Source organism: Salinibacillus aidingensis (assembly GCF_055393355.1).
This window is the reverse complement of sequence record NZ_AP043759.1, coordinates 3212754-3228352: the sequence shown is the minus strand read 5'-3', so window position 1 is coordinate 3228352 and position 15599 is coordinate 3212754. Positions and strand designations below refer to the sequence as shown.

Genomic DNA, 15599 nt, shown 5'->3' with positions numbered 1-15599 from the left:
TAAATGGCCCATATAAAAGCCCTCATGGCATGGCAGAAATACCATTCCATGAGGGCTATTCTTATAACCGACTTTAGATTTACCAATCCAATGGCCACCAGTGAAAGCCGTCCTGAGCCAGGAGATGCTCTGATTCCTTTGGTCCCAGAGATCCGGCTTCATAGTTTGGAAATTGAGCAGCCTTTTTTTGCTGCCATGCATTAAAGATTTCATCTACATACTTCCATGACAGCGCCACCTCATCCCAATGGGTAAAGTTTGTAGCGTCTCCTTTAATCGCATCATTTAACAGTTTTTCATACGCTTCAGGTGTGTTTAACTTATCCGTTGAAGTATGCGCATAGTCCAGCTTAACCGGAGTAGTTTGACCGGAAAGATCAAGCTTCTCACCATTTAAAATAAGAGAAATTCCCTCTTCCGGCTGGATATGGATCACCAGCAGGTTCGGGTGAACGTCCTCATCGGTTTTGTAATATAAGTTCATTGGCATTTCCTTGAACTGGATGGCAATCTTCGTCGACTTCTCGGCCATTCTCTTGCCTGTCCTAATGTAAAACGGAACGCCGGCCCATCGGAAGTTGTCAATTAATAATTTACCCGCAACAAATGTTTCGGTATTGGAATCCGGATCCACGTTAGGCTCGCTCCGATAGCCTGGAACCTCATTCCCCTTGACGTTTCCAGGGCCATATTGACCTCTGACAAAGTATTCATCGACCTGATCACCTGAAACCGGTCGTAATGCGCGTAACGCTTTTATTTTTTCGCTTCGAATCTCCTCTGTTGTCAAGCGGATTGGAGGCTCCATAGCGAGAAGGGCCACCATTTGCAGCATATGATTCTGAACCATATCCCGTAAGGCCCCGGACTTATCATAGTAGCCGCCGCGTTCTTCCACTCCCAGGGTTTCACTGGAGGTAATCTGAATATTGGAGATGTGCCGATTGTTCCATAGAGGTTCGAAAATGGCATTTGCAAAACGAATGACTTCAATGTTCTGCACCATTTCTTTTCCTAAATAATGGTCAATACGGTAGATTTCATCCTCTCGAAAGGCTTCACGAATTTCATTATTTAACTGTCGGGCTGAAGGGAGGTCGTGACCAAACGGCTTTTCAATCATTAATCGGTTCCAGCCGGTTTCATTGGTAAGTCCTTCAGATTTCAAATAGGAAGCGATGGGACCGAAAAATTGTGGAGCCATAGCTAAATAAAACATTCGATTACAAGGAATGTTAAATTCGCCCTCAAGATCGTTAATGAGACGGTTTAAATTCTGATACGATTCCTTGCTTGTAACATCTAAAGATATGTAATGGAAGTGAGCCAGAAAATCATCAAGATGGTCTTCATTGATTTCCGTCTTGGACTCATCCAGAGATTTTTTTACATTTTCCCGAAGTGTCTCATGACTCCAATTCCGTCTCGCTGCTCCAATCACAGCAAAATTCGGACCTAATTCACCTTTTGCAAATAAATTATATATGGAAGGAAATAGCTTGCGTTTGGCTAAGTCCCCTGTCGCACCGAAAATAACAATTGTACACGATGTTTCGTTCCTGTTTGTCAATGCAATCCTCACCTTTGTTAAAAATATCTTCAGGCCATGCTGGGTTCTACTCATAGCATGACCAGAAATCTGTAATTTTAGTGAATTCCTTCAAAAAGTATAAATCACTTTATAAGGGATATCAATTTATTGGATTGATTAAACTTTACTGTTATATACAGGAATATTTTGAAACCATTAAGCTGCTGAAACGTATGCATGATTGGCAACGTTAAAACATTGGAAAGGGTGAAACATGTGGAAACAGTATTAACAGTCGACCGTCTTGGGAAGTCCTTCAAGGATACAAGAATCATTCGTGATATTTCCTTTCATGTGAAAAAGGGAGAAATCATGGCTATATTAGGGCCAAATGGAGCGGGGAAAACAACGACCATTCGCAGCATTATGGGGATTATGTATCCTGATGAAGGGTCTGTTGAATTTCATAACCATACCTCCAAGGAAATTCCGAGGCATAAAATCGGCTATTTACCTGAAGAGCGGGGTTTATATAAAAATGTGAAGGTCATGGACATTCTTTTGTATTTTGCGGAATTAAAGGATTATCCTTTAAAGAAAGCAAAGCAGCGAGCGCTGGAATATCTGAAAAAGTTTGGATTGGAAGGAAAGGATCAGGTTTCCATTGAGGAATTATCGAAAGGGATGGGGCAGAAGGTTCAGTTTATTGCCTCCATTATTCACGAGCCGGAATTGCTTATCTTAGACGAACCGTTTTCTGGTTTAGATCCAGTCAGTCAGGAAGTTTTTAAGGATGAAATCAAGGAATTGGCTCAAAATGGAACGGCCATTTTATTATCCTCTCATCAGATGAATCTGGTTGAGCAATTGTGCGACCGATTATTTTTAATTCATCGGGGCCAAAAAATCATTTACGGTACCATTGATGAGGTGAAAAAGGAATATGCCAACTTTAAATGTACCATTCTCGGTTCTCATAACCGGGAGGAATTAGAGGGTATGACACAAGTGCAACGAGTGGAACAGAACGACAATGTAAGCACGCTTTATTTAGCTCAGAATGTACATATCCCAACGTGGCTGAAGCAATTACCGGATAACTTGGAAATTCAGGAGCTCAGGATCGATCGTGTTTCCTTACATGAAATTTTTGTAGATATTGCCACAGGTAAGAATCTCATGGAAGAAGGAGGTATATCCAGCGATGCGGAATAGTATGAAGGTAGCGAAGTGGGAATATAAACGCAATATGAAGAATAAGTCCTTTATTATTTCATTATTTTTAACTCCGCTGTTGTTTTTAGTGTTTTTTAATTTGCCTCTATTGTTTGATAATGATGAAGCAGAAGAAGCAGGTCCGCAAATTCATATATATGATGAGCTTGGAGTGTGGAGTGAGCTTAAAAATCAGCTCCCGGAAGAACAGACAGAAAACTGGCAGGAAATCGATGCCTTTAAGTCAGAGGAAGAAATCATTCAGGAATTGGAAAATGAAGAAAATACAGCATACATCATGTTAACGGAGGACGTATTGAAAAGCGGCTCGGTTCATGTGTATATGAGTAAGGATTTAAATGAAAATGCAGTTTTTCAAGCCAATATTTTAGAGCATCCCTTATTGGCTCAGAAGCTTGCGGACATGGGTTTAACCAGCGAACAGGCACAAATAGCAGCCAGCGGGATTACCTTTGAACCTGTGACGCCGGAATCAGCCAGTCAAACTCAGGCTTCAGAAAACGAAGGGCAAAGTCAGGAGGAGCTGCTGGAACGAGTGGTTCCGGTTGCTTTTGCAGGTGTCATTTTATTCTCGATTTTAATCACAGGAATGATGATTTTCCAGAGTGCCTCTCAGGAGAAAAAAGAGAAAGTGGCTGAAATAGTCCTATCATCCTTAACACCGGAAGAGCTCATGCAGGGAAAAATTTACGGTTATTTTGCATTGGGAATCACACAGGTCGCAGCATGGATGGTTCTTATTCTTCCGTTTCTCGCCTGGAGAGTGGATATACCATTTCTTGAATACTTACTGGTCCCGGAGCTATTTTTACTAATATTTATTGCGATTGCCGGATATCTTCTGTTTGCCTCCATCTTTGTAAGTATTGGTGCAACTGTTGAAGATATGAACAGCACGAGTAACTTCCAGGGAATGCTGTTTATGCTTCCATTTTTGCCGGCGATATTTATCGGTCCGATTATGTCTGACCCAAGTGGAATTATTGCTCAGGTCGGAACCTATTTTCCTATCACGACACCAGGCGTTCTGTTAGTCAGATTAGCGATGCTTGAGGAATGGCCGTGGATAGAGATCATTATCGCAATCGCCATTTTAATCGTGAGTATTTGGGTATTTATGAAATTGGCAGGGAAAATCTTTAAAACAGGTATTCTTATGTATGGAAAGGATGCCACTCCTAAAGAAATTTGGAAATGGATTCGCCAATAGGAGCACGCTGGTAAAATCGTTCGATACTAAGGACCACTGGAAAAACAGCATGGCTTAGATTAGGGAGCACTCAGTTTTTAGTCTGGGTGCTCTTATTTATCACGCATTAACTGGCTGTAAAACCCCCACTTAGTCTTGAGGTTACCCCAACAAGACTAAGTGGGGGATAAACGGCCAGTAAATTCCTGATAAGTTCAACTAACCATCAGTGGGGAATGGAAAAACCCCCCACTGATGGAAGTACCACTTTATAGGGACTATTTTTAACAGCTGGTAAGTTGAGGCAAGCATTCTGTGTGAACAACAAATAAATAGTGAGAACTATCGGAATTCTGTGTTACGATAGAATCAACTAAAATGTGGAAGAAGAAGGTGGCTATTATTCTCTCAACAAACCAACCCATACTATCGATAAAAAATCTGGAAAAATCCTATGGAGTGAATCAGGTTTTAAATGGGATTGATTTATCCGTTTATAAAGGACAGATTATTGGATATATCGGACCTAATGGGGCAGGAAAAAGTACAACCGTAAAAATTATGCTCGGGCTTGAACAGAATTATTCAGGTCAGGTTGAGATTTTTGGCAGTGATATCGCAAATGAACCGGTGGAATATAAGCGCAGGGTAGGGTATGTGCCTGAAGTTGCCGACCTCTATGATAATTTAACCGCACATGAATATCTCACTTTTATTGGTGAACTGTATGGAGTGGATTCTGATAGTGTGGATCAGAAGGCTCAAAAGCTTATGAGTCTATTTGGGCTGGAAGACGTTTATCATAGTCGAATATCATCCTTTTCCAAAGGGATGAAGCAAAAGACGTTGATTATTTCCAGTCTCCTGCATAATCCTGATCTATTATTTCTGGATGAACCGATTGGCGGGTTAGATGCCAACAGTGTCATGGTTTTTAAGGAGGTTTTGGCACAGCTTGCTGCGCAGGGAAAAACGATTTTTTACTCCTCACATATTATGGATGTGGTAGAGAAAATCAGCAACCGTATTATCCTTTTAAATGAAGGTCGGATTGTAGCTGATGGAAGCTTTGAAGAATTAAAACAGAAAAACCAAGAGGGAACATTGGAAGAGATTTTTAACCAACTGACCGGGTTTGATGAGCATAAGGATATGGCTGAACAATTTGTTTCCATTGTTCAGGAGATGTGATAAGGATGAAGGAATTTCCTACACTAAAATTTCTGAACCGTTTCAAATGGGTGTTTGAAAAAATGGGGGTTCAATATCCTTTATTAAGAAGTATTCTTCAGGTTAAGCTCACAATGGACCAAAGAAGGGTACCGACGATTTTTGATCAATCAAATGCTAAGAAGAAAGATCAAAACCATTTTTTAAAGTCATTAGGACTATATGCTTTTTACGGTCTTTTTCTTATTCCTTTTATTGTAATGGGCAATCAGTATCTATTTCAGATGAGTATGTTGTTTGGGCTAATGATGTTCATTGTCATGACGTCGATGATATCTGACTTCTCAACCGTATTGCTGGATGTGCGGGATCGTACAATTTTGTCTACCAGACCTGTTAATCGTAAGACAATCAGTACAGCCAAAGCCCTGCATATTATTATTTATTTGTTTTTTATTACGTTTGCAATGGTTGGTATTCCGCTGATCGTAAGTCTATTCACGAAAGGAATCCTATTTGCTTTCCTGTTATTGTTAGCCGTTGTGTTGGTCGATATATTTGTTGTTGTGATGACGAGCTTTCTGTATTTTTTCGTTTTGAGGTTTTTTGATGGGGAGAAATTAAAGGATATTATTAATTACGTACAAATAGGTCTTAGCATCTCACTAATTGTTGGCTATCAGATTTTAATCCGGGCCTTTGAGTTTGTTGATTTGGAAGTCAGCTTTTCACCTGATTGGTGGCATATCTTTTTCCCGCCAATTTGGTTTGCAGCTCCCTTTGAAGTCTGGCTTGGTTCTGCTGGTGGTCCACTACTCTTCTTTTATTCAGCATTGGCCTTTGTTGTACCTGTTATTGCGCTTATCATTTATGTTAAGCTGATGCCCGTATTTGAGAACCATCTGCAAAAGCTGTCCGATCACGGTGGCCAAAAGCAGCGAAAAAGGAAATGGAGTTACAGCACACTCCTGAAACTCATCTGTTATACGAAGCAGGAGAGAGCCTTTTTCCGTTTTGCAAGCCTGATGCTAAGTAAGGAACGAGAATTTCGGCTGAAGGTTTATCCTTCATTAGGATTATCTCTGGTCTTTCCGTTTATCTTTTTATTTAACGAATTTCAGAATAAAAGTTTAGAAGAGGTCGCTTCCGGTAATTTTTATCTTTCCCTTTATTTTGGCTCCATTATGATTCCTACAGCCGTCATTATGCTGAAATATTCCGGTACGTATAAAGGGGCCTGGATATATCGAACAATGCCTGTTGAGGATTATAAATATTTATATAAAGGGATGTTAAAAGCATTTATCGTTAAACTTTATGTGCCTATTTTTCTATTCGTTGGTGCTGTCTTTCTCTGGATCTATGGCGGAAGTATTTTGGAAGACTTACTTGCTATTTTTTTAAGCACGTGTTTATATGTGGCTTTATGTTTTACGATGATCAGAGGTACATTGCCTTTTTCTGAATCCTTTGAAGTCGCTCAGCAAAGCGAAGGCTGGACTACACTGCCTTTTATCATTCTTCTTGGTGGCTTTTGGGTCATCCACTTATTCGTATTGAACCTGGCCTACGGAGTGCTCGGATATATCGTGATTCTCATGCTGGGCAATTTAGTCGCTTGGAGGAAGATCGTTCGATAAGTTTTACTATATAAAATAAGCCACGACCTCTTGCCTATAGTAGGCAAGAGTCGTGGCTTTTGTAAACAAAGTGGGGATCTTTACGTTTACTCCATTACCGGATAAACGCCATTTTCATCATGGACCTCTTTACCGGTTAATGGTGGGTTGAATACACAAACCATGCGCATATCGCCGCCTTCATAAGCGCGGAGCAAATGCTCATCATGTTCATCAAGGGCATAAAGCGTACCGGCTTTAATTGGCCATACTTTATTATCCTTCAAAGTCACAACTTCCCCTTCACCTTCAATGCAATAAACGGCTTCCAGGTGATTTTGATACCAGATATGGGTTTCTGTGCCCGCTTTGATAATCGTATCATTGACGGAATACCCCATGTTATCCTTTTTGTTAATTAAGCGGCGACTTACCCAATTGCCTCCGTCCACATCATTTTCAGTGCCTAGAACATCTTCTAATTTTACTACTTTCATGTTAACTTCCTCCCCTGGTTTTAATTCATAATTGGTTCTTTAACGAGTGTTTTAACACTTTGTTCTATGATGTCAAACCCTTTTTTGAGGGCGTCATCATCAATATTCATAGCTGGGAATAGTTTAAAGACTTCATCCTCAGGACCGGACGTTTCCATAATTAGACCGTGCTTAAAGGCCTCTTCAGCCACTTTGGAAGCAAGGCCATCTACGCCACAGGCAATACCAGCCATAAGGCCGCGTCCGCGTACTTCTCCTTTAAGCTCAGGAAACTTATTATTCAGTTGAGTAAGGAATTCCTCAACCATTTTTCCTTTTCGCTGGATTTCTTTTTCAAATTTGTCATCCTTCCAGTAGTCAAGGGCAGCGGCTGCGGTTACAAACGCATGATTATTCCCTCTGAAGGTTCCGTTATGTTCACCTGGATTCCACACATCCAGCTCCGGCCGGAACAGGGTGATGGCAAATGGAACCCCGTAGCCACTGAGAGATTTGGACAGACAGACGATGTCCGGTTTGATACCCGCAGGCTCAAAGCTGAAGAATGTGCCTGTTCTTCCGACTCCTGCCTGAATATCATCCACAATCAGCAGAATATCCCAGCGCTTACAGATGGCTTCGATCCGCTTTAGCCATTCTAAACGGGCTGCGTTAATTCCGCCCTCACCTTGTACGGTTTCCACTATCATAGCGGCAGGAATATCCACACCACTTCCGCCATCTTCAAGGAAACGCTCAAGGTAATCTAATGTATCGTAATTGTCTGAAACATAATTATCGTATGGCATCGTTACCGCATTCTGTAACGGAACCCCTGCCCCTTTTCGTTTGGCAGCATTTCCTGTTACGGAAAGCGAGCCGATGGTCATTCCGTGAAATCCGTTGGTAAAGCTTATGATATCGGTTCGGCCCGTTACTTTACGAGCCAGCTTAAGTGCACTTTCCACGCTGTTTGTTCCTGTAGGGCCCGGAAACATCATTTTATACTCCAGGTTTCTTGGCTTTAAAATCACGTCATTAAACTTTTGGATAAATTCCGCTTTTGTGTTCGTAGCTTTATCCAGGGAGTGAGTGATGCCGTCCTGTTCGATATACTCAATAAGCTTTTTCTTCATCTTTTCGTCATTATGACCATAGTTCAGAGCGCCTGCACCTGAGAAGAAATCGATGTATTCACGACCCTGTTCATCCCAGATTTTGTGGCCTTTGGCTTTTGTGAACACAGTAGGAAAGCTGCGGCAGTAACTGCGTACCACGGATTCGTACTTTTCAAAAATTTCCATATCAGTATGACTCAAACTTTTTCCTCCTTCATTTTTTTACCTAATGGATAGGTCTTTTAAAAATGACTTTACTTCCAGTATTTCTCTATATATCAATCACACGTTTTCAGTCATTATTAACTACCGAGGAGTAAGCATCTTACTAAAGTGGGCCAATTCTGAAGGCCAGCTCTTCCTCGTGATCATCCGTTGGGAATAAATCTTCTGTGAAGCATTCCGAGACTTTGCAATCTGTATTATGCTTGCGAGCCAAACCTCGGAATAAGGATTGTGATGCTCTGTTTGAAGGCGTTACGGTTGCTTCAACGTAGCGGACATCCTCGCACGCCTCACGCTGAATTAATTCATTTAACAATCTGGATGCAATTCCCTTTCCTTGCTGGGAAGAATCAACCCCAATTTGCCAAACAAACACAACATCTGGCTTCTCTGGAGGGATAAATGCGGTAACAAAGCCTGCTAACTTATCATTTTCTTTTGCGACCACACATGTGTCGGCAAAATACTCACACATCATAATGTACTTATAGGGTGAGTTCTGATCGAGGCTGGAATCGTTTACTAATTCCCACATCGCAGAGCCATCTGTCACATCGGGTTTTTCGAACGTAATGGAATCCGATTGCTTCGATGGCGTAAGAACCATTTGACTATTAATAATAACTGCTCCCTTCGTTTACGTAATTTTCAATACATTTATTATCATAAAGATGACAGAAATTTTCTTCAAATTAGTTTAAGTGTGATTCGAGTGGTTTATTTATGCTTTGAAAGGATGAATCGAGTTCACATGGACGATTATTAAAATTGCTTATGTATTGTTAATATTTCTAACGATTATTAGAAATATGGCTTCAGAAGAATAACAAAGAGGCAGAATGCATAAAATTCTTGCTTTAGCGCTTTAAAGCAAGTGGGGACAGTCCCCGCGTAAAAATTTTTTAACAAACTGTTTATTATTTTTACAAAGTAAGATTTTGTCCTTTTGATCTTCCTTCTTGAACTTGATAGAGTTATATTTTTATTTTCCTATATTAATAGGCTTTCATCGTAGGAATTCATTTTTTAATCATATCTTGGCATGATTTTTGCATAATTGGTTAGGTGGAGTGAAAAGGGGTGTGAATGAGACATGCAGGAATTATGGGATTACATGATTAACAATCAGACTCTAATTTGGACGTATACGCTGGAGCATATGCAATTAGTGGGGCTTTCTGTTGTGATTGCCATTGCTATTGGTGTGCCGTTGGGGATCTATTTAACAACGAACGATTATTTAGCTGAAACTGTCTTGCAGATGGCGAATGTCATTATGACCATACCTAGTATTGCTTTATTTGGCATTATGATTCCGATTCTCTCTTTGATTGATCAGGGGATTGGCTTTGTTCCAGCGGTTATCGCGCTTATTTTATATTCCCAATTGCCGATTATCCGAAACACCTATGTGGCCATTAAAAACGTAGATCCACATATTAAAGATGCTGCGAAGGGGATGGGAATGAACACCATACAAAAATTACGCAAAGTGGAAATCCCCAATGCACTTCCCGTTATTATGGCAGGGGTAAGACAGGCCGTCATTATGAATATAGGGATTGGAGCCATCGCAGCATTTATTGGTGCTGGTGGCCTCGGTGTATTAATCAATCAGGGAATAGCGAGAACAAATTCTACCATCGTAATGGCGGGAGCGATTGCGATTTCGATTATGGCGATTGTCGTTGATATGCTGCTCGGATTGTTTCAGAAGAAAATGACACCTAAAGGTCTTGAAGAAGATCTGAAATCGTAAGGAGTGAATAGATTGATTGACTTTAATCACGTAACAAAAGTATTTAATGACGACATTAAAGCTGTTGATGATATCAGTTTTCATGTACCTGAAGGAAATATTGTTGTCTTTCTGGGACCTTCAGGCTGCGGAAAGACAACGACCCTCCGTATGGTCAATCGCCTGGAGTCCATTTCGGAAGGTACGATTTCCGTAAATGGAAACAGTGTGAATGAGTTAAACCCTATTGAGCTGAGAAGAAACATTGGTTACGTCATTCAGCATAATGGGCTTTTTCCAAATATGACGATTGAGCAGAATGTTATGGCCGTACCTGATCTGCTCGGCTGGGACCGTAAGAAGAAAAAGGATCGGTTTAACTATTTAATGGATTTAGTTGGATTAAATCCTGACCAGTTTCGAAAGAGGTATCCTCATGAACTGTCAGGTGGTCAGCAGCAGAGAATCGGAATCATTCGTGCGATGGCCGCTGATCCACCGGTAATGTTAATGGATGAACCATTTGGTGCCTTGGATCCAATCATCCGGTCTCATATTCAAAATGAGTTTTTACAAATTCAGGAGGAGGTCCAGAAAACCATCCTGTTTGTAAGTCACGATATTGATGAGGCCATTAAGATGGGAGATAAGGTTGCCATATTCCGGGAAGGGCAATTGATGCAGTACGATGCACCCGATGAGATCCTCGCCCATCCGACCAATGATTTTGTAAGAAAGTTTGTCGGGAAGGATCGTGCTCTGAAAAGTTTAAGCCTGCATCATATTCAGGACCTTGTGAATGAACAGCATTTGAATCAGGCAGATGAAACGAACAAGCAACAGAAAACAGTGCCTATTCATACAAACCTGAAGGATGCCCTTTCTATCCTGTTAAACCAGGAAGCGGAACAATTAGTCGTACAATCCGGAGACAATCAAATCGGAGCTTTAACCATCCAGGATATCGAAAACTATTTACATGAAAAAATAATGTAAGAGGAGGGAAACCAATGAATAGAAAAAAACTCCTCGCAACCCTGCTCAAGGCTTTGCTATCCATACTAACGGTACTATTTTTTGTTTGGAGTTATCGATCAGGATATTATCAATTGATCTTTGATGATCCAGAAGGTTTCTGGTTTTTATTCCAACAGCATTTAAAGATGGTGCTGCTGTCCTCATCACTGGCGATTGCATTATCTGTCCCATTGGGAATTCTGGTCACCAGGCCTAAATTTAAAAAAGTACAATGGCTGATTATGAATACGGCGAATCTGGGTCAGACGATTCCGAGTTTGGCGATCCTGGCTTTGGCCATGACGTGGATGGGTATTGGCTTTAAGCCGGCTGTATTTGCCTTATTTCTTTATTCATTACTGCCCATTCTTCGTAATACCGTAGCGGGAATAGATTCAATTAAACCCGAACTGTTGGACGCTGCCCGGGGGATGGGGTACAAACCCTATCAGATTCTTTTTAAAATTGAGTTGCCGAATGCAGCCTTTTCCATTTTTGCTGGTATCCGTACAGCTGTCGTTTTAAATATTGGTACAGCTGCACTTGCTTATTTAGTCGGCGGAGGTGGATTAGGTGACTGGATCTTTACAGGGATTATGATGAGGGACAATATTTACTTGCTTTCAGGAGCTGTTCCTGTCACCTTATTGGCACTATTTGCAGATCTGACTCTGCGTATTATTGAAGGTTTTGTTATATCAAAAGGTGTGCGCCAATCTGTTGAAGCAGATTGATGACAAATAAAGGGAAAAATTTTTTAGAGGAGGATATCAACATGAAAAAGGTTTTATCATTCTTATTAGTGCTTTCTTTAGTATTTGTTGCCGCATGTGGCGGTGGCGGTTCTGAGGAATCATCCGGTAATGAAGGTTCTGGAGATGGAGAGAAAAAGCTTGTCATTGGAGCAAAAAACTTTACCGAGCAGTTCGTTCTATCTAAAATTCTTTCCATTTACTTAAAAGAAAACGGCTATGAAGTTGAAGAGAAAAATAATATGGCCAGTCAGGTTGTCCGTACGGCCCTGGAAAATCAACAGGTTGACCTTTATTGGGAATACACCGGTACAAGTCTGGTAACTTATAATGACCAGGATCCAATAGCAGATGCTGATCAGGCCTATGAAGCTGTAAAAGAAATTGATAAGAAAAATGGAATTGTCTGGTTAAATCCGGCCGATGTTAACAATACGTATACATTAATGATGAGACAGGATGATTCAGACGAATTAGGCATCAAGACAATCAGCGATTTGGCTGAATATATGAATGAAAATCCGGATGAATTACTTATAGGAACAAATGCTGAATTCGCGACACGCCCTGATGGTATTAAAGGGGTTCAGAAAACTTATGGGTTTGAGGTTCCATCCAGTAATTTGAAGAAAATGGATTCTGGTCTGTTCTATCAGGCACTAAGAGATGGCCAGGTTGATGTTGCTACCGGATTTATGACCGATAGCCGCATTAAGGCATTTGATCTGGTAACGCTTGAAGACGACAAAAACTTCTTCCCGGCTTACCATGCAGCCATTACGGTTCATGAGGACTCATTAGCCAAGTACCCTGAATTGGAAGAGCTGCTAAAACCGCTTGCTGAAAATCTTGACTCAGAAACGATGATGGATTTGAATTATCGTGTGGATATCGATGAAGAAAGCGAGACAGATGTAGCAAGAAGCTGGTTAGTTGAAAATGGATTAATAGAAGAATAAGTGGAGGATTTTTAAAAGCGGAGGTGACCATACGTTGCCTTCGCTTTTTTGAATTCCTTCCCAACTTAGATATAATAATACCTGTACCTATTTATCACGAATAAAGCTGTAATAGTCTACCTTTATGTAAAACAAACAGTAAAGGTAGGGGGGGGGATAAACAGCTCGTAAATGGCCTGATAAGTTTCGTTGGCCATCCGCCGGGGATAAAGAACCCCCAACGATGGAAGTTTCACTTTGTCACGCATTAACTGGCCGTAATACCCCCACATCAAGTCTTGAAGGTACCCCAACAAGAGTAAGTGGGGGATAAACGGCCAGTAAATTCCTGATAAGTTCAACTAACCATCAGTGGGGGATGGAGAACCCCCTCACTGATGGAAGTTTCACTTTATCTATTTTGAAGGGTGTTTACAGACGATGAAAAAGATTCTCCCAGCAAGATTGACTAAAAGATTTATCGTTTTAGGCCTGTTTCTGATTATGATTCCATTATTTGTAATCATGTATTTAGGTGTGATGTCTTCAAAGGGTATCATGGATAATCAGACAGAAAATCAGGCGATACAAGTGACCAAAAATCTTTCCAATCAGACTACGAATTTATTTGAATATAAAAAGAAGCTGCTTGAAAATATATCAGTAACCGATCGATTGACGAATCATGCATCGGAATGGACCCGTTCTGCAATCACAGATTTAGCCGTCAATGATGCTTTTTTTCAGCAGATTTATTTAGTCAGCCAGGACGGACGAATCCTCCATCAGGCCCCCACTAATCAGGAGGGAATGGATATCCTTCCTCCAAAACTTCAACCCATACTGGATGAACTGAAATGGAGACGTTCTTCCTTTTCGTCAACGATTGTGACGAAAAATGATAGAGTACCTGGTATTTTCATAGCCGTTCCGATACAGTCAGAGGAACATGGAGAGGTTCACAGCGGATTCATTGCACAGGTGAGTCCGGATTTCCTGCAAAAAAACAGCAAACAGAATATTGTGGGACAGGATGGAAGGAGCTTTCTCCTTGATCAGGATGGATCGGTACTCATAGATACAAACGATAATAAAAGTATGGGATTACGCCTGACATCTCCCGCTGTGGAAGAGGGATATTCAGGCAGGACAGGCATTCGCTATGAATCTGTGCTGCAGGAGGATGTGCTGATTGCCTACAGTCCCGTGGATCATCTTCCTTTTTTATCTGTAACGACAATCCCTGTTGATCATGTAAATGCCGCGACAAAAAATTTAACATTTTCATTAATTATGGGACTTGTTGTATTAACGATAGCTGTTACCATCCTTTTGTATTTTAGTGTGAGATGGGTGATTAAACCGATTAACGCATTAACAGAAGAAGCCAATCAATATGTTCAGGGTGGAAAATGGAAATTCAATCTGCTGCAGGAAAAAGACGAGGTAAAAACCTTATCGAAGGCCTTAAATTACATGGCCACCAGCCTGAAGGAAAAGGAACGCTATCTTCAGCTTATTCTGGGATCCTTTCCTTTTGGTGTCATTACCATGGATCCGCTGGGTAATGTGACATCTGTAAATGACAAAGCGAAACAGCTATTAAATCGTAAACATAAAAGGCTAAAAGGAAAGTCGATTTCTGCTTTGCCTGTCCCCTTAAAGGAACATTTTGAGACTTGTAAAAATGCCTCATCTGACTTTGAAGGAATAGAAGATGAGTATATATACAGAAATCTATATGGGCGCAAGCTTGTTTTAAGGCGGTTCAGCTCTCCTCTGTTAGATGAAAAGGGACAGGTGATTGGGGTTGTGACGACCTTCTGGGATATCACCAAAGTGAGGCAGCTGGAACAGCATATCCAGAGATCAGAACAACTGGCAGCCATAGGTCAGATGACAGCAGGCCTCGCCCATGAAGTGAAAAATCCTCTGGGTACGATACAAATGGCCAGTGATTTAATAGAGTCGGAATTTAAGGAACTGGAAGAGGGCTATTCCTTTAAAGGAAAGGGTCCTGAAACGATTAAGGAAGCGCTGAACGATATTCAGGATGAAACGGACCGTATGAACGAACTGGTGAAAAGCTTTCTGCAATTCAGCCGGGAAACGAAGAAAGAAGAAAGCATCTTTGATTTGACAGAATTAGTTAATGAAATTCTCCATCTACTATCTCACCAGATGAAACAGAAGAAAATTGAAATAAATACTATCTTCCCTGAAGAACAGGCATTTGTTAAGGGAGATCGCAACCAGATAACACAGGCCCTTTTAAATGTGTTCTTAAATTCTATGGATGCGGTTGATCAGCAGGGAAAAATCCAAGTTGCGATTGAAAAAGTGGACCAGCAATATGTGCTTGAAGTGATGGATGATGGAGTGGGAATATCCCAGTCTAAAATGAAGCGTATTTTTAATCCTTTTTATTCAACCAAGCAGGAAGGTACAGGGCTGGGATTATCCATCACGCATGATATTATTAATAACCACGGCGGTTACATGGAAGTAGAGAGTGAAACAGGCGTCGGAACAACGATGCTCATTTATTTAAAGCCTATAAATAAGGGGTCAAACGAGGAAGGGGAATGAC

13 protein-coding genes are annotated in these 15599 nt (G+C 40.9%); 9 read left to right on the top strand and 4 right to left on the bottom strand.

The features are described from left to right. Positions 1-79: 79 nt before the first annotated feature. Positions 80-1570: a glucose-6-phosphate dehydrogenase gene (gene zwf / locus ACZ5OK_RS16600; protein ID WP_425542197.1), complete on the bottom strand. Its 1491-nt coding sequence runs from the start codon at positions 1568-1570 to the stop codon at positions 80-82. A 237-nt stretch (positions 1571-1807) separates the two neighbouring features. On the opposite strand from zwf, the gene ACZ5OK_RS16595 reads away from it, so the two are divergent. From ACZ5OK_RS16595 to ACZ5OK_RS16580, 4 genes are all read left to right on the top strand, one after another. After that, the gene (locus ACZ5OK_RS16595; RefSeq protein ID WP_343839035.1) at positions 1808-2746 is read left to right on the top strand and encodes an ABC transporter ATP-binding protein; all 939 of its coding nucleotides are present in this window, start codon (positions 1808-1810) and stop codon (positions 2744-2746) included. A gap of 1 nt (position 2747) precedes the next feature. Further along, positions 2748-3977 carry an ABC transporter permease gene (locus ACZ5OK_RS16590; RefSeq protein ID WP_343838841.1) on the top strand — a complete coding sequence of 410 codons (1230 nt, stop codon included), beginning with the start codon at positions 2748-2750 and terminating at the stop codon, positions 3975-3977. A gap of 357 nt (positions 3978-4334) precedes the next feature. Next, positions 4335-5147 (top strand): ABC transporter ATP-binding protein, encoded by an 813-nt coding sequence (locus tag ACZ5OK_RS16585; RefSeq protein ID WP_343838839.1) that lies wholly within the window; start codon positions 4335-4337, stop codon positions 5145-5147. A 5-nt stretch (positions 5148-5152) separates the two neighbouring features. Further along, positions 5153-6766: a hypothetical protein gene (locus tag ACZ5OK_RS16580; RefSeq protein WP_343838837.1), complete on the top strand. Its 1614-nt coding sequence runs from the start codon at positions 5153-5155 to the stop codon at positions 6764-6766. Between the two features lie 86 nt (positions 6767-6852). Here ACZ5OK_RS16580 and ACZ5OK_RS16575 read toward each other — a convergent pair whose 3' ends face one another. The 3 genes from ACZ5OK_RS16575 to ectA form a co-directional block, all read right to left on the bottom strand. Continuing rightward, positions 6853-7242 carry an ectoine synthase gene (locus tag ACZ5OK_RS16575; RefSeq protein WP_343838835.1) on the bottom strand — a complete coding sequence of 130 codons (390 nt, stop codon included), beginning with the start codon at positions 7240-7242 and terminating at the stop codon, positions 6853-6855. Positions 7243-7262: 20 nt separating this feature from the next. Beyond that, the gene (gene ectB, locus ACZ5OK_RS16570) at positions 7263-8540 is read right to left on the bottom strand and encodes a diaminobutyrate--2-oxoglutarate transaminase (protein ID WP_343838833.1); all 1278 of its coding nucleotides are present in this window, start codon (positions 8538-8540) and stop codon (positions 7263-7265) included. Positions 8541-8667: 127 nt separating this feature from the next. After that, positions 8668-9171: a diaminobutyrate acetyltransferase gene (ectA, locus tag ACZ5OK_RS16565; RefSeq protein ID WP_343838831.1), complete on the bottom strand. Its 504-nt coding sequence runs from the start codon at positions 9169-9171 to the stop codon at positions 8668-8670. A 486-nt stretch (positions 9172-9657) separates the two neighbouring features. Between ectA and ACZ5OK_RS16560 the strand changes: the two genes are divergently transcribed. From ACZ5OK_RS16560 to ACZ5OK_RS16540, 5 genes are all read left to right on the top strand, one after another. After that, positions 9658-10323 (top strand): ABC transporter permease, encoded by a 666-nt coding sequence (locus ACZ5OK_RS16560; RefSeq protein ID WP_343838829.1) that lies wholly within the window; start codon positions 9658-9660, stop codon positions 10321-10323. A gap of 12 nt (positions 10324-10335) precedes the next feature. Then, positions 10336-11298, top strand: a complete 963-nt coding sequence (locus ACZ5OK_RS16555; RefSeq protein WP_464758230.1) for an ABC transporter ATP-binding protein — start codon at positions 10336-10338, stop codon at positions 11296-11298. A 14-nt stretch (positions 11299-11312) separates the two neighbouring features. After that, a complete protein-coding gene (locus ACZ5OK_RS16550) occupies positions 11313-12053 on the top strand; it encodes an ABC transporter permease (protein WP_343838825.1) in 741 nt (246 codons plus the stop codon). Between the two features lie 41 nt (positions 12054-12094). Continuing rightward, positions 12095-13030 (top strand): glycine betaine ABC transporter substrate-binding protein, encoded by a 936-nt coding sequence (locus ACZ5OK_RS16545; protein ID WP_343838823.1) that lies wholly within the window; start codon positions 12095-12097, stop codon positions 13028-13030. A gap of 444 nt (positions 13031-13474) precedes the next feature. Beyond that, positions 13475-15598 (top strand): ATP-binding protein, encoded by a 2124-nt coding sequence (locus tag ACZ5OK_RS16540; protein ID WP_464758229.1) that lies wholly within the window; start codon positions 13475-13477, stop codon positions 15596-15598. The last annotated feature ends 1 nt before the right edge of the window (position 15599 follow it).

What these genes read in the sequence shown, in the direction of transcription:
- ACZ5OK_RS16590 (WP_343838841.1), top strand. Translation starts at nt 2,748, where the DNA reads ATGAAGGTAGCGAAGTGGGAATATAAACGCAATATGAAGAATAAGTCC.
- ACZ5OK_RS16585 (WP_343838839.1), top strand. Translation starts at nt 4,335, where the DNA reads ATGTGGAAGAAGAAGGTGGCTATTATTCTCTCAACAAACCAACCCATA.
- ACZ5OK_RS16580 (WP_343838837.1), top strand. Translation starts at nt 5,153, where the DNA reads ATGAAGGAATTTCCTACACTAAAATTTCTGAACCGTTTCAAATGGGTG.
- ACZ5OK_RS16575 (WP_343838835.1), bottom strand. Translation starts at nt 7,242, where the DNA reads ATGAAAGTAGTAAAATTAGAAGATGTTCTAGGCACTGAAAATGATGTG.
- ectA (WP_343838831.1), bottom strand. Translation starts at nt 9,171, where the DNA reads ATGGTTCTTACGCCATCGAAGCAATCGGATTCCATTACGTTCGAAAAA.
- ACZ5OK_RS16560 (WP_343838829.1), top strand. Translation starts at nt 9,658, where the DNA reads ATGCAGGAATTATGGGATTACATGATTAACAATCAGACTCTAATTTGG.
- ACZ5OK_RS16550 (WP_343838825.1), top strand. Translation starts at nt 11,313, where the DNA reads ATGAATAGAAAAAAACTCCTCGCAACCCTGCTCAAGGCTTTGCTATCC.
- ACZ5OK_RS16545 (WP_343838823.1), top strand. Translation starts at nt 12,095, where the DNA reads ATGAAAAAGGTTTTATCATTCTTATTAGTGCTTTCTTTAGTATTTGTT.